This is a genomic window from Campylobacter concisus (assembly GCF_003048375.1).
Lineage (GTDB): Bacteria > Campylobacterota > Campylobacteria > Campylobacterales > Campylobacteraceae > Campylobacter_A > Campylobacter_A concisus_T.
In genome coordinates, this window is sequence record NZ_CP021642.1 from 1,594,353 (window position 1) to 1,614,833 (window position 20,481).

The following is a 20,481-nucleotide window of genomic DNA, read 5'->3' on the forward strand; positions in this document are numbered from 1 at the left end:
CCCAAAATTATATTTACTAAATACTTAAACAAAGGTTTCATTATGAAAAAATTGCTCTTTTTGGCTGCTGGCGTGTTAAGTGCCTTAAATTTATATTCAGCTCAGATGATAAACGGCATCGCAGCTATCGTGGAGAACGAGCCTATCACGCTTTACGAGGTTTATAGCTTGAAGGAACAGCTAAAGACAACAGAGCAGGATGCTTTAAATTTGCTTATCAGAGATAGGCTTGAAGATGCACAGATAAAAAACTTAAATTTAAGCGTGACACCTTTTGAGCTAAACGACAGGATCGAGGCGATCGCAAAGCAAAATGGCATGACAAATTCGCAGTTTAGAAGCTCTATCCAAGCTCAAGGCATGGACTTTTTGGACTTCAAAAACAACTTAGAGCACAAGATGCTTCAAGAAAAACTTTATAAAAGCATAGCTGCTGAGGCTGGCAAAAACATAAACGAGCAAAAAGCAAAGGCATATTTTGACGCTAATCCTGATAAATTTAAGGTCTTTAGCACCGCTAGAGTCGTAGTTTATAGGGCAAAAGACCCTGATCTACTTGAAGCTCAAAAAACAAGTCCAAAGCTACTAGACGGCGTGCAAACGCAAGAGGTCAGTTTGGACTACCAAAGCATAGACCCAAGACTTGCTGCAATCATCTCAAGCACAAATAACGGCGACTACACACAGCCTTTGCAAGGACCTGATAGCTTTGATATGTTTTTAGTAAAAGAGAAGATCGGTTCATACACACCAAGCTTTGCTGATGTAAAAGATAACGTTATAAACGAGCTTTACCAAGGCGAGCAAGAAAAATTAATGAGTGATTACTTCGAAAAACTCCGCGCAAAAGCAAAAATTCAAATCCTAAGATAACTTCAAATTTAGCCACTTTGGTGGCTAAATTTCTCCAAAATTTAACTTCAAACTTTTCAAACTTTATAAGCAAAAACCTGCAAAAGCAGTCAAATTTAATTACGATTTTTAGTGAAAAACCAACGCAGATAGCGTAGATGTAAGGGCTACTACAGCTTAAGGAGCAAAAAGTGTGATGCCAGCTCTCCTGAGCTTGCAAGCACGAAATTATGACTTATCGCAGCACCTGCGCCCATGCCTAAAACAAAAGGAGCTGAGCTTCAAAGCCAAATTTGTATTGATTTAGCACTAAATTTGTGATGCTTGCAAAAAGAACGATAGAGATGACACCATAAAACATCGAGAAGTCACGCTCAAAAATTTTACTGATAGCTCCCACTGAGCAAAATTTACTTCTTTGCATAAATGCGCCGATGATGATGGCACAAATAAGCGAGATAAATAAATTTGCATGCTGTGAGCCTGGACCTTTTTCTGAGCTAAATAATGCGCCATTTTCGCCAAGTTTTAGACCAAAGATAAGTGCTATCAAAAGTAAAATAGCGATGATCAGCGGCAAAAATCCTATCGCCTTTGCAGTGTCTTTGCTACTTTTTGGGCATGATATCATCTAAAATATGGCAAATTTATAGGTATAACTCGCGCCTTATCCCTGAAATTCGTAGTATATCAGCTGCCAGCTGGGCTTGCTAAGATGAATATTTTTAGTTCTTGCCTATTTACCACGCTTAATGCTAGGGCTTGGTGTGCTGTTTTGCTTGGAGCTGGCTATTTTCTAGGCTCAAACCCTGACAAACAGACGCTTCCAATAATAACGATCACCATTTTAGCGGTGGTTGCGGTAATAAGCGCGGTCTATATAGTGAAGCAGTTTTGCTCTCAGGCAAAATGTAGCCATTTTTCTTAAAAACTTGTCCTACAAAGACACCAGCAAATAAGCCAACAACACCAGCGATAGCGACTAAATTTAACTATTTGATAACAAAAGAGATTAGTGAAAATTTTCTATAAGGTCTTTAAAAACTTCATAAAGTTTATTTATTTCATCAGCGCTAACTCGTTCGTTTTTGGCGTGTATGCGGTCATTTATGACGCCAAATTCTATCGCATCTACGCCAAATTCAGCAAAATGCCTTGCATCGCTCGTGCCGCCTTTTGTGTTTAAAAGTGGCGTAACGCCGGTGATCTTTGTGACAGATGCCATTAAATTTCTTACGATCTTGCTATCTTTGTTGGTTAAAAATCTCTTTGAGCTTTGCTTTATACTAAGCTCGTAACTAAGCCCATCTAAAACGCTTCTAAGATAGCTCTCAACGTCATTTGCGTCAGTTAAATTTGAGTTTCTAACGTTAAACATTATGCTAAGCTCGCTTGGCGTGACGTTGCAAACCTGCATGCCACCACGAATGTCCGTCACCACGATCTTGCTTGGGCTAAAAAACTCGCTCCCCCCGTCCATATCGTGATCAGCTATCTTACTTAAAAGTGGAGCTATCAAATTTACTGGATTTACGCATTTTTCTGGGTATGCCACGTGACCTTGAACGCCCTTTATCACGATCTTACCATTTATCGAGCCACGTCTGCCGACCTTTATGCTATCGCCAAATTTCTTATCACAAGTTGGCTCAGCCACGACGCAAAATTTGGGCAGATCCCCTATCTCACGCAGATATTCAAGTGCCAAAGGCGTGCCATAAGTGCCGTCGCCCTCTTCGTCACTTGTTAAAATAAGACTTAACTTGCCATCAAATTTGGCCTCTTTGCACGCACAAACAAAGGCAGCCACGCCACTTTTCATATCCTGCGCGCCCCTTGCGTAGATGTAGCCATCTTTTTCTAGTGGTGTAAATGGCTCGCTCTCCCAGCCATCACCTGGCGGCACGACATCAACGTGTCCTGCAAAGGCTAGATGCTCCCCGTCTCCATAAATTTTAGAAAGTATGAGATTTTTTGTGCCGTTTTTTTCTATAAATTTAGCCTCAAAATCAGGCAAAAATTTAGCGATGAACTCCAAACTACCAGCATCATCTGGCGTGATAGAGCGAAATTTTAAAAGCTCTTTTAAAAAGCTAACTACCACTAAAACGCCTTTTTAGAAGGAAGTCCCAAGTAAAATCCCTGGAATTCGTCGATGCCTATCTCCTTACAGACGTTAAAGATTTCTTTAGAATGAACATACTCTGCGATCGTTTTTATGCCAAGATCCTTTGCAAATGCCACGATCGCGCTTGCGATGGCGTATGAGTCTTTATTGATATCAATGTCTTTGATGATAGAGCCATCGATCTTCACGTAGTCTGGCTTGATTTTTATGATGTAAGAGAAATTTGAGTAGCCAGAGCCAAAGTCGTCGATCGCTATCATAGCACCCATGCTCTTTGCTCGCTCGATAAAGACTGAGACGCGCTCAGCACTCTTTAGCTCCTCGTCTTCAACTATCTCAAAAACTATCCTGCCAGCGACATTGTGCTTGTTTAGTAAATTTAAAACCAGCGCAGAGACGTCGCCATCTATCATATCTCGGCTGCTTAAATTTATAGAAAGAACCAAATTTGGATCTTCAGTGAGGTGCTCAAAGCACTTTTTAATCAGCTGTTTTTCAAGGTCTGCGTAACGCTTGATACGCTTTGAGATATCCAAAAATACGCTTGGTGAGATGACGTCGTCGCGGTCTAAAATTCTTATTAAACATTCATATTTTATAGGGATCTTTTTCTCGTCAAATATCGGCTGAAAATACGGCACGATGTTGTCATTTATCGTAGCGTTTTGGATAAGCTTTGAGCGCTCGATCTGATTTGCGTATTCATCTTTTTGACTTAGCCCTTTAAAGTAGCAAACATAGTCTTTATCGAGTGATTTGGCTGATTTTAACGCGATGGTTGCCTTTCTTAAAGTCTGATCGCTATCAAGAGCAAAGCCTATGGTGTTGTGAATTTCTATATCATCGACCTCTACGCCATTTTCATCTTTTATGCTAAGCATCCTGCCTTTAAAGATATCTAGTAAATTTTCAGCTAGCTCCTCGTATCTGTCGATAAAGTCGTTATTATCTTCGACCAAAGCAAATCTGTCTGCCTCGATACAATAAGCCTTCATATTCTCATTTTTGGCAAATTCTTTGATGAGATTTGCCATCTGTTTTAGTATCTGGTCGCACACGTATTTGCCGTAGTAGTCGTTCATCTTGCCAAAATCATCGATATCCATAAGTATCACTTTTGGATATTTATACTCGCTCACATCTTTTATGAGTGCTGCCTTGTTAAAAAGCCCAGTCATCGGATCGATATATAGCTTCTCTTGTAGCTGGGCGATCTTAGTAGTGCTCTCTTCTTTTACTTTTAGATAGTCAAATTTGATGTTTAGATACTTAAATACAAACCAAAGACAGACCGCAAGCCCTAAAAATAGACCAATCGAGCTTAAGATCAAAGTGACAGTCATGTTTTTCATCAGCCACTGAAAATAAAATGGGTCGCTAGTGCCAGTTATCCTTTGATCGATATGCGCTTTAAAGCCTAAAATATAGTCGTTAACGGCGACAAACATACATACTTTGGCGCTGTTTTCTGGCAAAATTTCAGCCTTGAAATAATCCTTTTGAAAATCATGCGAGTAGATGTCGCCACAGCTCTTGTCTTCGTAGTCTTTATTTACGAGGCTTTTGTCTGAAGAGGCCTCTATCTTAAAGCCGTTTTTGCCATTTTCTTTTAGCAAAAAGACATCGCCAACAGCGTTGTCAGTTATATGATTTTGAAAATCTATAATATTAAATTTACTTATATTTTTAAGATAATTTACATATTGATATGTTAGATACTCGGTCTTTTTTTTGAGATCAAAGTTGTTTGTAGAAAGTGCGTTATTGTATTTATACGAGTAGATAGTTAAATTTTCAGTTACAAAAAACGCAAGAAGCAAAACCACGACCAAAGTGACGGTTTTAACCATACTAAAGTGCTTTTTTTGCGATTCGTCACCTGGCATAAAGTTTAAACTTCCTTTCTTAAATTTAAATTTTTCTACTGGATTATATCCAAGCTAAATAAAAAATTTCTTTCATTTTTTAATTAAAAATTTAGCTCAAAGCTTAACGATCTTTGCACCGTATCCGCCTTGATTTGCCGGTGCATCGTGAAATTCTTTCACGCTTGGATGCTCTTTTAAGAAATTTTTAACAGCAAAGGCGAGCTTGCCAGTGCCGATACCGTGAAATACGCTAACCTCATCAAATCCCATAACAAGACTATCTGAGATAAATTTATCAAGCTTTGCTATCGCCTCGTCAGCTCTCATACCGTGCAGATCAAGCGAGAGCGAGGCCGTTTTTGGCTTATCGACACTTAAACTTACACCGCCTTTTTTAGGTAAGACTAGCTCGTTGCCATTTTTTCTTAAAAGCTCGAGTGGCACACGTAAATTTATGCCATTTGACTCGATCATCGCGTCATTTTTAGAGATGCTTAAAACCGTGCCTTTTATATTTTCATACTTCACTCTATCGCCTACTTTTAGGCTCTCACGCTCAGTTTTTTTAGGCTTAACGATGGCGGCTTTTTTCTCATTTGCCACATTTAGCGCCCTTTGCTTGTCTTTTATATCTTTGAAATTTATAACAGCTTTTGCCGCATTTATTGCTTCAAAATACTCTTTTTCTAGGCGCGCAATAGTCGCATTTAGCTTGATCTCATTTTTCTCTTTTAGCTCTTTTTGCTCCTCAAGCAAGCGCTCCAGCCGCTCCTCTTTTGCCGTGACCTCTTTTATGCCCTCATCAAGCTTGGTTTGTAAATTTAGTGTCTTTGTGATGATCTCATTTAAATTCTCTTTATCTTCGCCGTAAATTTTCTTTGCCTGCGCCACTAAATTTTGAGATATGCCATATCTTACCGCCGTTTCAAAGGCATAAGACTTGCCGATCGTGCCCTTTAAAAACTCAAATTTAGGCCTTTGAGCCGCCTCGTCGTAAAGTGCCGCCACTAGCTCAACCTCTGGATTCTTAGCTAGCAACATCGCAAGGCGCTTGTGGTGGGTCGTGATGATCATTTTGATATCTTGAGTGATGAGGCGCTCTATCATGACGCCATACAAGCTCGCAGCCTCCTCAAAGTCGGTGCCAAGCTCGATCTCGTCGATACCGATGATGATCGATTTTTTAGTAAAAAGCCTTGCAAAATGCACCATCCTGCCAGCAAAGGTCGAGATGTCGTTTTTCACGCTTTGCGGATCTTCTATGATCGCGTCAAATTCTTTAAAAGAGCCGATCGTTGAGCGGTTTGCGTCGATACGCATAGGCAGTAGATACTTTGCAAGCAGCGTGGCTGAGATGATCGATTTTAAAAGCATCGACTTACCGCCAGCATTTACGCCGGTTATTAAAAGCACCTTTTTGCTAAAATCCACACTCACGCTCTTTGGGTTTTTTAGCGCTGGGTGGGCAAATTTCTCAAGCTTGATAACATGCGAGCTGTTTGGCAAAACAAACTCATAGTCACGTGACCTAGCCAAATTTACACGCGCTTGATACGCATCAAACTGATCAAAAGCATTATTTATAAATTTCAAAAAGAGCAGGCTCTTGCTCATCTGCAAGCTAAATTTCTTGCAGTGCTCAAAAATGATCTCCTCTTTTCTATCAAGTAGCTCGCTTTGCTCCTTTTTTAGGCGCTCGGTGCTTGCAGGTGCGACGTAAAAGTAGCCGCCTGAGCTTCTAGCGATCACGGTGCCTTTTAGGGCGTGATTAAAGCCGCCACGCACCAAAAGTGCCTCTTGCGAGTTGATGTAGTGCGTCTGGGTATCTACAAGATAGGGCGTGATGTGCTTTGAGTAGATGAGCTTTTTAAGCTCAGTGTCGATCTGGCGCTTTTTCTCGCTAAAAGCCTGCTTTATCGCAGCAAATCTCTCATCCACGCTGTCGATAAACTCGCCATTTTCATCAAAGCTGTTTGCCATCTGACTCATCAATTCTGGGATTTCAACCTTTGCGATCCACTCGCCAAGCCTGCCTTCAAATTTTTGCTTTTTTAGATATGAAAAATACTTAATGATCTTTGCAAACTCGTAAATTTCGCTGATGTGAAGCACTGCTTGCTTGCTAAGTCTCATAAGCGCGTCATCAAGCTCTTTTATCTCGTCAGGTGCCTTGAAATCATACTTTGAAAGCTCGCTAATGTTTTCAAAGTGGATTTTGCTGTCGCCTTGTAAAAATAGCGGTTTTTGCCTTGCTAAAAATGAGTTAAATTTCTCTAAATACTCGTTCAGATCGAGCTTTAAAAATATCTCTTCAGTCATTGCTCGCAGCTTTTTATAGGCACGATGACGCCTGAAAGTTCGCTAAATTCTCGTTTTGGCAAAAATGACGCAGTGCCAAATTCGTAGTTAAATTTCTCAGCGCTTACGTTGTATTCGCCACATTTTAGCACTTTGCCCTGTTTAAAATCGCTAACTAGCTTTGAGATGGCATCCTCATTTTTTGATAAATTCTCTTCGTAAAAATAGACGCAAACAAGGATCGCTACAAGCACCGCGCTAACAAGCGCTTTTATGCTTTTGCTGATCTTTTCATCTTTTATCGCCCAGATCGCTCCAAAAAGTAGCATCACGCCGGCGATTATTATCAAATTTCTTACCATTTCACGCCTTTATACTTTGCAATGAGCTCTTTGTAAAGCTCAGCATGAGGCTTGATCTTTTCTAAAATTTCAGCCCTAACCTCGCTGATATCTTGCTTTTCAACCAGCAAGCAAACGGCAAGATAGGGGGCATTTGGCAACATATCTTTTATCTGGGTGCTACTTAGCTTTTGCGACCTTGTAAGCGCGATCAAGATATCTTTTTTACCTAAATTTATAAGGCTTGAAATTTCTTCTTCGCTAAGCTCTTTTTCTTTTATCTCTTTTAAAATTTCATTTTCATCTTGAGGCTTGAAAGTGCTTAGATCCATTAATATCCGCCTCTTAGTTGCACGCTGATATCGCCCGCTCCAAAGCCAACTACTATGCCGTCACTTAGGCGGTTTTTCACGCCAAATTCATCTGTAAATTCTATCCCCTCTTCAACCCTCTCGACCTTGTCGGTAAAGATCGGATTATACTCGCTAAATTCGCTCTTCATATCAACTTCGATCGGATTTTCTCCAGCTGCATAAACTGGCAAAATGACAAGCTCATCAACGCCCTTAAAGCACTCTTTAAAGCCGGGTAAATTTGTGCTAAGTCTTGTGTAGCGGTGTGGCTGAAATATCGCTGTGACGCTCTTTATACCTAAAATTTTGGCGTATTCAAAGACTGATTTTAGTGTCGCTTTTATCTCGGTTGGATGGTGCGCATAGTCATCTATTAGGACGAAATTTTTGTTTGCGCTAAGTATGTCAAAACGCTTTTTGATGCCTTTAAAATTTAATAAATTTTCTCTGATATCTTTTAGTGGTGTCTCGTGCATCGCAGCTAAAATAGCCAAAGATGCGTCTATGGCGATGTGCTCGCCCATACCAAAGGCTTCAAATTTGCCTAAATTTTTAAGGTTAAAGCTAGTGTATGGCTGATAGTCTCTTACCACCATCGTAAGCTCAGTGATATCGGTGCTTGGATAAAGTCTGATCGCATCAAGCTTAAGAGTGCTCAAAAACTCGTCTTCAGCGTTTATCACTCTAACTTTTGCACGCTCCAAAAAGCCCTTGTAGGCTGCGTAAAATTTAGCTAGATCGTAGTCGTAGTGCTCCATATGCTCTGGCTCTGCGTTTGTGACGATAGCTAGATATGGGTTTGAGTTTAGAAAGCTTGAGTCGCTCTCATCAGCCTCAAATACGACGTTGTCGCTTTTGGCGTAGCGCATATTTGAGCCAAACTGCTTTGAGATGGCGCCGATGATGACTGAGCCCTCGATGAGGCTTGCTAGCATCGCTGAAGTCGTGCTCTTGCCGTGCGCGCCAGCTACTGCAAAAACGCACTTATCTTCAAGTACATAAGGCAAAATTTCTTTTCTTGAAAAGCACTTTATGCCCTTTCTTCTAGCCTCCACTAGCTCGATGTTGTCCTCTTTTATCGCAGCTGAATAGACCACAAAATCTTGGTCTTTTATCGCCTCTTTGCAGTGCGGTGTGATGACCTCAATGCCTTCATTTTGAAGTTCAAGCGTCGTCTTGCTCTCTTTGATGTCGCTACCGCTTATCTTGTGGCCTTTTTCGTGTAAAAATCTAGCGATGGCTGAGATGCCGATGCCACCGATGCCTATGAAATGGACTTTTCTGATCTCGTTGTTTAGCTCTTGCAAATTTTATCCTTAAGTTTTTCGTGATTTTAACAAAAACTACTAAATTTAAGGCTGAAAATGGCTTTTATTTGCTTAAGACAAAGCTTTCATATATCAGGTCAAAAACTGTTTTTTGTGAGATTTTGGAGTTTAAATTTACGCTTATCCAGTGCTTTTTATTCATGTGATATGCTTTAAAAATTTGCCTCTCATCAACTAGCACCATGGCTAGATCAGGGCTACATTTTAGATTTAAAACCTCTATCATCTCGTCACTTTCAAGACCAAGCTTACTAGCGCTTAGCTGCATAAGTAGCGCAAACCACTTCTTATTTTTCTTGTGACGAAATACACTAAATTTTGGATATTTTGGGAAAATTTGCTCACCTAAAATGTCAAATTTCTCTTTTATATATTTTTCAATCTCACTTCGTTTCAAATTTCACTCCGAAATTCCTTTGCAAAAACACTCATTTTCGTGATCATCGATGACGCCAACACCTTGCAAAAATGAGTAGATGATCACAGCGCCTACAAATTTAAAGCCACGCTTTTTCATATCTTTTGAGATGCGCTCTGAGAGCTCACTACTTGCTGGCATGTCCTTAGAGCTTTTTATGTCGTTTATCACGCGCTTACCATTTGTAAATTTATAGATGTAGTTATAAAACGAGCCAAACTCGGCGCAAAGCTCTAAAAAAGCCTTGGCATTTTTTGACAGGGAGTAAATTTTAAGGCGGTTTTTGATCGCTCTATCATCGCTTAAAAGGCTTTGAAGCTTATTTTCATCATAAAGTGCGATCTTTTTTGCGTCAAAGCCATCTAAAATTTGAGCAAGCCCAGCTCTTTTTCGTAGCACATAGTCCCAGCTAAGGCCTGCTTGAAAGCCCTCTAAAATGAGCATCTCAAAGAATTTCTTATCATCTTTGACCGTCCTGCCCCACTCATAGTCGTGATAGCTCTTGCTAAACTCGCTCTTATCCGCCCAGGCGCAGCGTTTCATCTTTTAAATTTAGCCTCTATCTGCATAAAGCCCCAGGTGCTTCTAGCCTCGCTAAGCTCCTTTTTGCTAAGCTCATCGATCATCATCTCTTCATTTTTGCCAAGCCTGTTCTTGACCTCGCCAAATGGGCTAATAAGCATCGAGTCGCCGTAAAAACTCCACTGCTCATCCTCACTTTTGTGGCTTCCCACGCGATTTACGCGAAGCACGTAGAGGTTGTTTGTAAAGGCTCTAACCTTTAAAAGCTCCTCCCAGCGTGCCTGCGAGAAAAAAGTGCAAGCCGTTGGCACAAGCACGATATCGACCTTTTTAGCACTCATATATGCCCAACACACATCAAAGTGCGCCTCGAAGCCAAACATAACTCCAACCTTAAATTTATCGTATGTAAAGATAGGTAAATTTAGCTCCTCGCTTGCGTTGCTAAAAAACTTCGCCTCGTTCCAGTGCGCGTAAGGCATGAGGATCTGCTGATCGTATAGCTTTACTTGCGTTTGGCTAAATTTAGCTAGGCTCTTAAATATCTCCTTGCCTTTTAAATTTATGATAGGTGCGATGATGTTTAGATCATACTTTTTTGCCATCGCAAATAGCGCCTCTTTTTTGCGCTCGCTCTGCTCTTTTATGAGGCTTTTTGGCATGCTAGCAAGCTCTTTAAAAAAGCTATTTAGCACGTATTCGCCAAGGACAACCAGCCTTGCGTTTTCATCCGCGCAAATTTTAAGGTAATAATCAAGCCTCGCCTCGCTTAAGGGCTGCGTTGGTAGCTGAAGGGCGCAAATTTTACTCATCATCCACCTGCTTTATGCTAAGTTTTGCGTTTTCTAAAATTTCTCTTGCCTCATTTAAGAGCTTTTTGCCCTGCTCGTGCAGCTTTATGCTATTTTCTAAGCTCACATCATCTTTGTTTAGATCGTTTAAAATTTTATCAGCAAGGGCTAATTTCTCTTCAAAACTTTGCTCTTTTTGCTCCATTTTCTATCCTTTTAATATATTTTTTATATATCCATCAAATTTTTCTATCTCAACCAAAAAGGCGTCGTGGCCGTAGTTGCTATCTATCTCTATAAAATTTGTCTTTGCCTCCCGCCCCATCTCGCAAAGTGCGTCATAAATTTCTCTCATGCAACTTGGCGGAAAGAGTAGATCGCCTTTAAATGCGATAAGGTGCAAATTTGCTTTGATCGGCGCAAGAGCGTCTTTTAGGCTATCGTAGTGCCTTGTACAGTCAAAGATATTCATCATCTTTACGATGTATAGATAGCTTAGCGGGTCAAACCTCTTTGGGAAGTTGTAGCCGTTATACTCCATGTAGCGATCGACCTGAAAATGCCCAAAAAGATCGTAAAGGCCGTCGGTTTCGACGTAATTTCGTCCAAATTTTTTATCCATGCTATCAGGGCTTAAAAAGCTGATGTGCCCTGCCATTCTGCCGTAGGCCATGCCTTTTAGTCCATTTTTTCTTATAAATTCTGCGTCATATTCGCCGTTTTTAAAATTTTCATCGTTTAAAATGGCTTCGATGGCGATTTTATTAAACGCTATCGCCCAGGGCTTCGTCTGATAGGTGCTTGCAAGCATTATGATATCTTGCGCAAATTCTGGAAACTCGATAGCGTAGCAAAGTGCCTGCATGCCGCCAAGACTACCGCCTATCACGGCTCTTGCCCTTGTGATGCCAAGCTCGCCAAATAGCCTCATCTGCGCCTTTACCACGTCGCTTATGGCAAGGACTGGGAAATTTAGCCTATACTCTTTGCCGCTACTTCGATCAACGCTTAGCGGCGAAGTCGAGCCAAAGCATGAGCCTAAGATATTTACGCAAATAACATAAAATTTATCCGTATCAACCGCCTTTTTACTGCCTATTAGCCCGTCCCACCAGCCAGCTTTCTCATCGCCTGCGTAGGTGCCAGCAGCGTGGTGCGAGCCAGTTAGGGCGTGACAGATCACGATAACGTTGCTTTTATCAGCATTTAGCGTGCCGTAAGTCTCATAAATAAGCTTGAAATTTGATAGCATACGGCCACTCTCAAGATAGAGTGGCTCGTTAAATTTAATAGTTCTAGTTTGCAGGTCTAACACTAATTAACTTTGTAGTTTGGTGCCTCGTGAGTGATAACTACGTCATGGACGTGGCTCTCTTTTAGTCCAGCGCTTGTTATCTCGACAAATTCAGCTCTTTCTTGAAGAGTTGGGATATCTTTTGCGCCTACATAGCCCATAGCGCTTCTTAGGCCACCTATTAGCTGATGGATCACATCTTTTATGCTGCCAGCAAATGGCACACGGCCTTCGATGCCTTCAGGCACAAGCTTGTCTTGAGCGGTGCCCTCTTGAAAGTAGCGGTCAGAGCTGCCCTTTGTCATAGCGCCTATTGAGCCCATGCCGCGATATACTTTATACTGGCGGCCTTGGAATGTTATAAGCTCGCCTGGGCTCTCCTCGCAACCTGCAAGCAAGCTACCAGCCATAACGCAAGCAGCACCTGCTGCAAGGGCTTTTGCCACGTCGCCTGAGTATTTTAAACCACCATCAGCGATAACTGGGATGCCATATTTCGCTGCTTCGCTTGCGCAGTCATCAATAGCTGAAATTTGAGGCACGCCAACGCCAGCAACGATCCTTGTGGTACAAATAGATCCTGGTCCGATGCCTACTTTTATGCCGTCAGCGCCTGCTTCTGCTAGGTCTTTTACAGCTGCTGGGTTTGCGATATTGCCAGCTACGACATCAACATTAAAATTTGCTTTTACCTCTTTTAAAGTGTCGATGATGCCCTTTGAGTGGCCGTGAGCTGAGTCGATGACGATGACATCTACGCCAGCATCAACTAGCGCTTTAGCGCGGTCTATCTGACCCACGCCAATAGCCGCAGCCACGCGAAGTCTGCCGTAGCTATCTTTGTTTGCGTTTGGATACTCTTTGCGTTTTTTTAGATCTTTTATGGTGATAAGTCCGTCAAGTCTGCCGTCTTTATCGACGATAGGTAGCTTCTCAACCCTGTTTTGAGAGAAAATTTTCTCCGCATCATCAAGCGTGCAGCCCTTTGGTGCAGTGATAAGAGGTGCTTTTGTCATGCGGTCTTTTACCAAAGTGCTCATATTTGTCTCAAATCTCAAATCACGGTTTGTTAAAATTCCTATTAGTTTGCGGTCTTTGTCGATGACTGGAACGCCTGAAATATGAAGATCTGACATAAGGCTTAGAGCTTCGGCCACGGTCGCTTCTGGATTTATAAAGATAGGATCGATGATGACGCCACTTTCGCTTTTTTTGACGCGTTTGACCTCTTTTGCTTGGCTTTCGACGTCCATATTTTTGTGAATGACGCCGATGCCACCGAGCCTTGCCATCATGATAGCAGTTCTATGCTCAGTCACCGTATCCATCGCAGCAGAGACGATCGGGATATTTAGAGTGACGTTTTTGCTGATCCTGGTTTTGACATCAACTTGCTTTGGCAAAATTTCAGAGTATTGTGGCACAAGAAGCACATCCTCAAATGTTAAAGCTCTCTTTACTATCTTCATATTTTTATCCTTTTATTAAATTTTCTAGGCTCTTAGCACCATTTATCAAGGTCTGTTCGTCCCACGCTTTTGCGATGAGCTGGGCGCTTACGTTTAAATTTTGATCATCTTTGCCAACTGGCACAGAGATAGCTGGCAGGCCTGCTAAATTTACACTGATCGTGTAAATGTCGCTTAGATAGGCTTGAAGCGGATCGCTGTGTGCTCCAAATTTATAAGCTGTGCTTGGAGCAACTGGCATGAAGATGAGATCATTTTCTTCTAAAATTTTCTCATACTGAGCTTTTATATGCGCTCTTGCTTTTTGCGCTTTGATGTAGTAAGCGTCGTAGTATCCGCTACTTAGCACAAATGTACCAAGCAAAATTCTTCTTTTTACCTCTTCGCCAAAGCCTTCAGAACGCGAATTTACATATAGCTCTTTTAAATTTCTAGCATCTGCGCGTCTGCCGTATCTCACGCCATCGTAGCGGCTTAAATTTGCGCTTGCCTCTGCAGTTGCGATGATGTAGTAGGCTGCGACGTCATATTTTGAGTCTTCAAAATTTGTGTAAGTTACGCTGTGACCGTGTGATTTTAGCTTCTCGATCGCTAAATTTAAAGCAGCTTTTGTCTGCTCGCTTGCGTTTTCTACGTAGTTTTTGATGACACAAATTTTTAGCTTTTTGTCGCCATCTATCTTGTCGCTAACGCTCACAAACGGCACATCTGCGCTCGTGCTATCTTTTGGATCGTGTCCAGCGATCGCGTCATATAAAATGGCTGCATCTTCTACGTTTTGCGTGATCGGACCTATTTGATCAAGGCTGCTTGAGTATGCGCCAAGGCCATATCTGCTCACTCTGCCATAAGTTGGCTTAAGCCCCACACATCCGCAAAATGCCGCTGGCTGGCGGATCGAGCCACCAGTATCGCTACCAAGTGCAGCTACTGCAAGGCCAGCTGCAACTGCTGCTGCTGAGCCACCGCTACTGCCACCTGGGACGTGAGCGTGATTTAGTGGGTTTAGTGTTTTGCCGTAAAATGAGCTCTCAGTCGTGCTTCCCATCGCAAATTCGTCCATATTTGTGCGGCCAAATGGAGCTAAATTTTTGCCAAGTAGCTTTTCGATGACAGTTGCGTTATATGGTGCTACGTAGCCTTTTAAAATTTTAGAAGCGCACGTAACGCTCCAGCCTTTTACTTGGATGTTGTCTTTTATAGCGATAGGCACGCCCTCGCCTAGTTTTGCGATCTCTAAATTTGCTAGCTGCTCGACATAAGCGCCAAGCTCTTTTTCTTTTATGATCTTTGCCTCAAGCTCGGCTCTTAAATTTTTTATCTCTTCAGCTGAAAATTTCAAAGCTTCTTTTAAAGTTACCACTATTTTTATCCTTTAAATTTATTAACCAAAAATATGCCAAACAAGCTAACAACGACCACTGCAGCGATCGTTGCTATTATGATAGTTGCGCTTACTGGCTCACTTAGCACTTATGACCTCTTCGCATCTTGGGCATAGCGCATCTTCTTTGCTAGCGTTAAATTTCCAGCATCTTGGGCATTTGTGAAGGTTGCTTGCTATGATCTTAAATTTATCACCCTCAAGCTCAAACTCAGCTAGTGGCTCGCTATCATCATAAGCTTTAACTGAGCTTACCATGTAAAGATCGGCCACTTCGCGCTCGTCGTAGCTTGTGATGTTGTGGTTTGTGGTCTCTAGGCTTAGCTCTAGAGTTGATTTTATCCTTTTGTCCTTCTTAAGAACGTCCACAATCTCGTTAAATTTCTCCCTGCTGGCAAAAAGTAGCTCATCTTCAAAGCTAAGATCAAATTTGATAGGCTCATAGACTAGATCAAACGCGTCTTTTGCCTCGCCTTTGATGATCTTTGGAGCGTAGTCCATCACCTCATCAACGGTGTAAGTAAGCGTTGGAGCGATGAGTGGCAAAAGTGCCTTTGTGATGATCGCCATCGCACTTTGAGCTGATCTTCTTCTTGGAGCGTCTTTTGCGTCGCAGTAAAGTCTATCTTTACAAACGTCAAGATAGACGCCGCTAAGATCGGCTGATAGGAAATTTAAAAGGATGTTAAAGCCCTTTGAAAAGTCATAATTTCTAAAGCAAGCGCTCGCCTCGTCAAAGACCTTTTTAGCACGTGCTAAGATCCACTTATCAAGGATGTTAAACTCTGTATTTAGGCTTTCAAGGTCATTTACGTTTGCTAGTAAAAAGCGGATCGTGTTGCGGATTTTGCGGTATTGCTCGCTTATTTGCTTTAATATATCTTCGCTTATCTTTAGATCGCTTGAATAATCACTCATGCCAACCCAAAGGCGTAAAATTTCCACGCCGTGAGTCTTAGCCACGTCTTGTGGAGCGATGACGTTGCCCTTGCTCTTGCTCATCTTCTCGCCCTTAGCATCGACAGTAAAGCCGTGAGTTAGTATGCTCTCATAAGGTGCGTGAGAATTTATAGCTGTGCTTACTAAAAGTGAGCTTTGAAACCAGCCACGGTGCTGATCTGAGCCCTCAAGATACATGCTTGCAGGGTATTTGCCAGCGTCGTAGTTGTCGCTTTGCAAGACCGCATGCCATGTCGAGCCGCTATCAAACCAAACGTCAAGGATGTCCATCACTTTTTCTAAATTTTCAGCCTTGTATTTTGTGCCCTTTGGTAAAAGCTCATCTATACTTAGCGCCCACCACGCATCAGCGCCTTTTTCTTTAAAGATAGCCACGATGTGGTCCAAAATTTCACTATCAAATATAACTTCTTTTGTCGCTTTATCTCTGAAAAACGCGATAGGCACACCCCAGTCACGCTGACGAGAGATGCACCAGTCTGGGCGATTTTCTATCATAGAGCCTATTCTTTTTATGCCCACACTTGGATAAAATTTAACCTTTTCAAGCTCCTCGCGCGCTGTTTGCCTAAGCGTTTTGCTACCTAATTTAGCCTCGTCCATAGCTATAAACCACTGCTTTGTGGCTCTATAAATGACGGGCTTATGCGTTCTCCAGCAAAATGGATAAGAGTGTCTAAATTTAGAGACACTAAGTAAATTTTTGCCAAGCAGCTCTAAAATTTTCTCATTTGCTTTAAAGATGTGCATGCCAACAAACTCATCTACCACGTCACTTCTAAATAGTCCGTGATGTTTTATGCTCTCATCGTAGCAGCCACCGTCATCAACTGGCATCAAAATTTCGCTAAAGCCATATTTCAAACAGACGTAGTAGTCGTCCTCGCCGTGTCCTGGAGCTGTATGAACAAGTCCAGTACCCCCATCCATCATGACGTGATCACCTAGTAAAAATCGCGATTTTCTGCCGTTTAGTGGGTTTATCGCGTGAGTGTTTTCAAGTAGGCTTGATTTAAACTCTTTTTTGATCTCACCCTTGCTTAGGCCGCTTTGCACAACGCTTTCAAGTAGTGGCTTTGCAAAGATCAAATTTTCAGCCGTTAGCACATAAATTTCATCTGGTTTTAGACTTATGGCTTGATTTGCTGGAAGTGTCCAAGGCGTGGTCGTCCAGATGACAGCGCTTGCCTCTTTTACGCCAAGCTTTTCTAGCGCGTCGCCATCAAGCTCAAATGCTACATAAATAGAGTAGTCCTCTTTCTCCTCGTACTCGACCTCAGCTTCAGCTAGCGCCGATCTAGCCGCCCAGCTCCAATAAACTGGCTTGCTTCTTTCAACCAAAAGCCCCTTTTTAGCGATCTCGCAAAGCGCTTTGTAGATGTCAGCCTCAAACTCAAATTTCATCGTCATATATGGATTTTCAAAGTCGCCGATGATGCCAAGGCTTTTAAATTCATTTCGCTGAATGTCTATAAATTCTCTCGCGTGCTGTCTGCAAAGCTCCCTGATCTCGACCTTGCTAAGCTCTTTTTTCTTATCGCCAAGCTTTACTTCGACTTGCTGCTCGATAGGCAAGCCGTGGCAGTCCCAGCCTGGCACGTAGCGGACGTTTTCGCCGTAAAAATAGTGCGTTTTTGTGATGATATCTTTTAAAATTTTATTTAACGCGTGGCCGATGTGAAGGTGACCGTTTGCATACGGAGGGCCGTCGTGGATGTTGAAGTTTTTAACCGCATTTTGGCGATTTTTCTTCATTTTTTCATAAACCTTGCGCTCTTCGTACCATGATTTTAGTCTTTGTGGTTCATTTTGTGGGAGATTTCCGCGCATTGGGAAATTTGTCTCTGGGAGTAAAAGTGTCTCTTTGTAGTCCATTTTTTACCTTGATTTTAAAATTTGCTAATTTTACACCTGTGCTGGTTAAATCACACTGAAAAATAGTATAATGAGGCAAAAAAAGGAGCTTAAAAATGAGACAAAGTATCTTGATAATAGGCGAAGATCTTGAGATAAATAGAGAATTTCTAAACTACATTTTTCAAAGTTACGAGGATCATTTTGGCGAGCTTGGAGTGGTCAGTTTTGCTCCAAAAAATAGTAAAGAGCTACCTTTTATCATCGAAAATTTATCAAAAGATTACGACTTTGTAAGCATTTTTGGCTCAGATGAAAATTTTGCCATCGCTGCAAAGATCGTAGCGACGCTAACGGGGGGCTCGCTCGAGCTAAAAGATAGCACGACCCTTGCACTTAAAGATAGCTTAGACTACTCTAAAAATAGCTTTTTAGCCAGTCTAAATAACGCACAGATAAATCTCATAAAAGCTAATCCAAATGAAGAGCTGGGCGAGTTTCTCACCGAGTACGAGCCTGATTTTAGCTACTTTCATCTAATAGACATCGACGCAGATAGCGCGAAGATCCTTATGCTGCCACTTGCTAAAACTTACGAGGTCGATATCACTCTTGCGCAGATACTACCAAATTTGATACTAGTAAGGGCAAAAAGCAATAAATTTGGCCAGATCGAGAGCTTTTTACAAGGGGTAAAAACGCTATTTTCGCAAAAATTTATCCCGCAAAAAGATGTGATCAAATTTGTAGCAAAAAGGCTCATGCAAAAGGGGCTTAAAATTTCATTTGCTGAGTCTTGCACGGCTGGTCTTGCGGCGGCTAAATTTGCAAGATATGGTGGCATCTCAGCTAGCTTTGATGGCTCGTTAGTAACTTATGCAAACCACATAAAGCACGAGTGGCTGGGCGTTGAGGATGAGATTTTAGATACTTACGGAGCCGTGAGCGAGCCTTGCGTAAAAGCGATGATAAAAGGCACGCTAAGCACGACAAATGCGGACTTTGCGCTTGCCATTAGCGGTATAGCTGGACCAGGTGGGGGCACAGCTAACAAGCCAGTTGGCACGGTATATGTCGCAGCTGGCGATAGAAACGGCAACATCGAGGTTGAGAGGCTACTTTTAAAAGGGGAGCGCAACTACGTGAGAGAGCAAAGCGTGCTAAGCGCCTATCTATGTTTGCTTCGGCTAAAAAGCGAGATATTTTTCGCGTAAATTTTGCCTTTACTGAAAATTTATAAAAGGCTTACACTAAATTTAATGAGCTAAAATAAAATCCAGCGGTGATATTTACAATAAAATATCAAGAATAAAAAGCCAAATTTAGGAGGCTAAAGATGTTTAAAAAGATATTGTTACTCGCCATTAGTGCGTTATTTGCATTTGGCGCTGAGGCACAGGTGGGCGAGATAAAAGCAAGTGACTCGCCCTTTGGTTACGCTAGCATTGGAGCAGAGCAAAATTTTGGCGGATACACCGGCAAAGAGAGTAAAGAAGTCGTCGTAAAAGATAGACAAGAGCTTGTAAAATACGCTCAAATGGGTGGTTACGTCATCTATGTGGATGGGCTCATAGACCTTAGCGAAGGCAAGATCCCGCAAAATGGCAATAGCGATGGGCTAGATAAATTTATAAGTGAGATTAGCGGTGGCGAGTTTGACACTTATACTAAATTTATGCAGGCTTACGGCGCTTCATGCCATGCAAATTTAGATGGTTCGCAAGATCCAAAGTTAGCAGCGCTTCGCAAAAATTTAGCCAACGAATGGAAAAAGCTCATCGTAGTGCCGGTAGCTAGCAATACCACGATAATCGGCCTAGGCGAAAACTCAGGCATAAAAGGTGGCTCATTTTTGCTAAAAAATGTCCAAAATATCGCGATCCGCAACATGAATGTCCTAGATGCTTTTGATCCATTTCCAGATGTACAAAAAAATGATGGCTTTAACGCGCAATATGACGGCGTTAGTATAGAGTCAAGCAAAAACATCTGGGTAGATCACTGCCATTTTAAGGACACTGTGGATCTTAGCCATGTAAATTTAGCAGGCGGAGAGCTTACTAAATGGCAAACTTACGACGGAGCTGTGCGAAGGGGATAGTGCGGCTATCACAATCTCGCACAACATCTTTGAAAACCACGACAAAACGATGCTAATAGGCTCAAGAGACTCAGACGGCAGCAGCGAAACAAGGACGATAACGGTCGCTCATAACATTTTTGACAACTGCGCGCAACGCCTACCTATGGCACGCAATGCAAAGGTGCATGTCTATAACAACTTTTACGACTCAAAAGATGGCTTTTATGACCAAAAATACGCCATTGGCGTGCGCTTTGGCTCGCTAGTATACGCTCAAAACAACTACTTTACAAATGGCGTCAAGATAAGCTACAAATGCAACAAAGGCACCATTTTTGAAAGCGGCAACATAGACCTTTCTAAAAAGGGCAGCGTTTGCGAAAAGCTAGACAAACCACCATTTGAGCCTCCATATAAATTTAAGCTCACTTTGGCTTCAAACGTCCAAAACGAGGTAAATAAAAACGCAGGCACAGGCAAGCTAGCCGTTATAAAGTAAAACCAAAGCCCCGAGCTAGCCAAAACGCTTGGGGCATTA

General features: G+C 42.0%; 19 protein-coding genes and 1 pseudogene. 5 read left to right on the forward strand and 15 right to left on the reverse strand.

Features of this window, described 5'->3' with window-relative positions; genetic code table 11:
* The first annotated feature begins 42 nt into the window (after positions 1 to 42).
* Positions 43 to 873: a peptidylprolyl isomerase gene (locus tag CCS77_RS07945; RefSeq protein ID WP_021084537.1), complete on the forward strand. Its 831-nt coding sequence runs from the start codon at positions 43 to 45 to the stop codon at positions 871 to 873.
* 106 nt (positions 874 to 979) lie between these two features.
* Here the strand turns inward: CCS77_RS07945 and CCS77_RS07950 are convergent.
* Positions 980 to 1,462: pseudogene (locus tag CCS77_RS07950) on the reverse strand (YedE family putative selenium transporter); the annotation flags it as partial.
* Between the two features lie 105 nt (positions 1,463 to 1,567).
* On the opposite strand from CCS77_RS07950, the gene CCS77_RS07955 reads away from it, so the two are divergent.
* Positions 1,568 to 1,780 (forward strand): hypothetical protein, encoded by a 213-nt coding sequence (locus CCS77_RS07955; protein WP_107917073.1) that lies wholly within the window; start codon positions 1,568 to 1,570, stop codon positions 1,778 to 1,780.
* Between the two features lie 84 nt (positions 1,781 to 1,864).
* Here CCS77_RS07955 and dapE read toward each other — a convergent pair whose 3' ends face one another.
* The 14 genes from dapE to ileS all read right to left on the reverse strand — a co-directional run bounded on the left by dapE (position 1,865) and on the right by ileS (position 17,881).
* Positions 1,865 to 2,956: a succinyl-diaminopimelate desuccinylase gene (gene dapE / locus CCS77_RS07960; RefSeq protein ID WP_107917074.1), complete on the reverse strand. Its 1,092-nt coding sequence runs from the start codon at positions 2,954 to 2,956 to the stop codon at positions 1,865 to 1,867.
* Positions 2,956 to 4,866: an EAL domain-containing protein gene (locus tag CCS77_RS07965; protein ID WP_107917075.1), complete on the reverse strand. Its 1,911-nt coding sequence runs from the start codon at positions 4,864 to 4,866 to the stop codon at positions 2,956 to 2,958. Before CCS77_RS07965 ends, dapE begins: the two co-directional genes overlap by 1 nt.
* Before the next feature lie 96 nt (positions 4,867 to 4,962).
* Positions 4,963 to 7,167: an endonuclease MutS2 gene (locus CCS77_RS07970; RefSeq protein ID WP_107917076.1), complete on the reverse strand. Its 2,205-nt coding sequence runs from the start codon at positions 7,165 to 7,167 to the stop codon at positions 4,963 to 4,965.
* Entirely contained in the window at positions 7,164 to 7,508 is a 345-nt protein-coding gene (locus tag CCS77_RS07975; RefSeq protein ID WP_107917077.1) for a hypothetical protein, read from the reverse strand. The genes CCS77_RS07970 and CCS77_RS07975 overlap by 4 nt, the downstream gene beginning before the upstream one ends.
* Positions 7,502 to 7,819, reverse strand: coding sequence for a hypothetical protein (locus CCS77_RS07980; protein WP_107917078.1), 318 nt, complete (start codon positions 7,817 to 7,819; stop codon positions 7,502 to 7,504). The genes CCS77_RS07975 and CCS77_RS07980 overlap by 7 nt, the downstream gene beginning before the upstream one ends.
* Complete coding sequence (gene murC, locus CCS77_RS07985) at positions 7,819 to 9,126, reverse strand: UDP-N-acetylmuramate--L-alanine ligase (RefSeq protein ID WP_103575434.1); 1,308 nt, start codon at positions 9,124 to 9,126, stop codon at positions 7,819 to 7,821. The genes CCS77_RS07980 and murC overlap by 1 nt, the downstream gene beginning before the upstream one ends.
* An 85-nt stretch (positions 9,127 to 9,211) precedes the next feature.
* Entirely contained in the window at positions 9,212 to 9,565 is a 354-nt protein-coding gene (locus CCS77_RS07990) for an MmcQ/YjbR family DNA-binding protein (RefSeq protein ID WP_107917079.1), read from the reverse strand.
* Between the two features lie 3 nt (positions 9,566 to 9,568).
* Positions 9,569 to 10,129 (reverse strand): DNA-3-methyladenine glycosylase I, encoded by a 561-nt coding sequence (locus tag CCS77_RS07995; protein WP_107917080.1) that lies wholly within the window; start codon positions 10,127 to 10,129, stop codon positions 9,569 to 9,571.
* Entirely contained in the window at positions 10,126 to 10,920 is a 795-nt protein-coding gene (locus CCS77_RS08000; protein ID WP_103639125.1) for a carbon-nitrogen hydrolase family protein, read from the reverse strand. The genes CCS77_RS07995 and CCS77_RS08000 overlap by 4 nt, the downstream gene beginning before the upstream one ends.
* A complete protein-coding gene (gene xseB, locus CCS77_RS08005) occupies positions 10,913 to 11,104 on the reverse strand; it encodes an exodeoxyribonuclease VII small subunit (RefSeq protein WP_004317712.1) in 192 nt (63 codons plus the stop codon). The genes CCS77_RS08000 and xseB overlap by 8 nt, the downstream gene beginning before the upstream one ends.
* Positions 11,105 to 11,107: 3 nt before the next feature.
* The gene (gene metX, locus CCS77_RS08010; RefSeq protein WP_107917081.1) at positions 11,108 to 12,214 is read right to left on the reverse strand and encodes a homoserine O-acetyltransferase MetX; all 1,107 of its coding nucleotides are present in this window, start codon (positions 12,212 to 12,214) and stop codon (positions 11,108 to 11,110) included.
* Positions 12,214 to 13,662: an IMP dehydrogenase gene (guaB, locus tag CCS77_RS08015; protein ID WP_021085271.1), complete on the reverse strand. Its 1,449-nt coding sequence runs from the start codon at positions 13,660 to 13,662 to the stop codon at positions 12,214 to 12,216. Before guaB ends, metX begins: the two co-directional genes overlap by 1 nt.
* A 4-nt stretch (positions 13,663 to 13,666) precedes the next feature.
* Positions 13,667 to 15,025, reverse strand: coding sequence for an Asp-tRNA(Asn)/Glu-tRNA(Gln) amidotransferase subunit GatA (gene gatA / locus CCS77_RS08020; RefSeq protein WP_107917082.1), 1,359 nt, complete (start codon positions 15,023 to 15,025; stop codon positions 13,667 to 13,669).
* A gap of 99 nt (positions 15,026 to 15,124) precedes the next feature.
* Positions 15,125 to 17,881, reverse strand: a complete 2,757-nt coding sequence (ileS, locus tag CCS77_RS08025) for an isoleucine--tRNA ligase (RefSeq protein WP_107917083.1) — start codon at positions 17,879 to 17,881, stop codon at positions 15,125 to 15,127.
* Positions 17,882 to 17,976: 95 nt separating this feature from the next.
* On the opposite strand from ileS, the gene CCS77_RS08030 reads away from it, so the two are divergent.
* From CCS77_RS08030 to CCS77_RS10710, 3 genes are all read left to right on the forward strand, one after another.
* Positions 17,977 to 19,074, forward strand: coding sequence for a CinA family protein (locus tag CCS77_RS08030; protein WP_107917084.1), 1,098 nt, complete (start codon positions 17,977 to 17,979; stop codon positions 19,072 to 19,074).
* A gap of 122 nt (positions 19,075 to 19,196) precedes the next feature.
* On the forward strand, positions 19,197 to 19,961 hold the full coding sequence (locus CCS77_RS10705) for a hypothetical protein (protein WP_250645218.1): 765 nt from the start codon (positions 19,197 to 19,199) through the stop codon (positions 19,959 to 19,961).
* A gap of 49 nt (positions 19,962 to 20,010) precedes the next feature.
* Positions 20,011 to 20,442 carry a hypothetical protein gene (locus tag CCS77_RS10710; protein ID WP_250645219.1) on the forward strand — a complete coding sequence of 144 codons (432 nt, stop codon included), beginning with the start codon at positions 20,011 to 20,013 and terminating at the stop codon, positions 20,440 to 20,442.
* Positions 20,443 to 20,481 lie beyond the last annotated feature (39 nt).

Bases quoted from the DNA above. Each gene is read 5' to 3' on its own strand.
- xseB (WP_004317712.1), bottom strand. From the start codon at position 11,104: ATGGAGCAAAAAGAGCAAAGTTTTGAAGAGAAATTAGCCCTTGCTGAT.
- CCS77_RS10710 (WP_250645219.1), top strand. From the start codon at position 20,011: ATGCTAATAGGCTCAAGAGACTCAGACGGCAGCAGCGAAACAAGGACG.
- CCS77_RS08030 (WP_107917084.1), top strand. From the start codon at position 17,977: ATGAGACAAAGTATCTTGATAATAGGCGAAGATCTTGAGATAAATAGA.
- CCS77_RS07965 (WP_107917075.1), bottom strand. From the start codon at position 4,866: ATGCCAGGTGACGAATCGCAAAAAAAGCACTTTAGTATGGTTAAAACC.
- CCS77_RS07955 (WP_107917073.1), top strand. From the start codon at position 1,568: ATGAATATTTTTAGTTCTTGCCTATTTACCACGCTTAATGCTAGGGCT.
- CCS77_RS07970 (WP_107917076.1), bottom strand. From the start codon at position 7,167: ATGACTGAAGAGATATTTTTAAAGCTCGATCTGAACGAGTATTTAGAG.
- CCS77_RS07995 (WP_107917080.1), bottom strand. From the start codon at position 10,129: ATGAAACGCTGCGCCTGGGCGGATAAGAGCGAGTTTAGCAAGAGCTAT.
- CCS77_RS07975 (WP_107917077.1), bottom strand. From the start codon at position 7,508: ATGGTAAGAAATTTGATAATAATCGCCGGCGTGATGCTACTTTTTGGA.
- CCS77_RS10705 (WP_250645218.1), top strand. From the start codon at position 19,197: ATGTTTAAAAAGATATTGTTACTCGCCATTAGTGCGTTATTTGCATTT.
- CCS77_RS07980 (WP_107917078.1), bottom strand. From the start codon at position 7,819: ATGGATCTAAGCACTTTCAAGCCTCAAGATGAAAATGAAATTTTAAAA.
- CCS77_RS08000 (WP_103639125.1), bottom strand. From the start codon at position 10,920: ATGAGTAAAATTTGCGCCCTTCAGCTACCAACGCAGCCCTTAAGCGAG.
- guaB (WP_021085271.1), bottom strand. From the start codon at position 13,662: ATGAAGATAGTAAAGAGAGCTTTAACATTTGAGGATGTGCTTCTTGTG.
- ileS (WP_107917083.1), bottom strand. From the start codon at position 17,881: ATGGACTACAAAGAGACACTTTTACTCCCAGAGACAAATTTCCCAATG.
- CCS77_RS07945 (WP_021084537.1), top strand. From the start codon at position 43: ATGAAAAAATTGCTCTTTTTGGCTGCTGGCGTGTTAAGTGCCTTAAAT.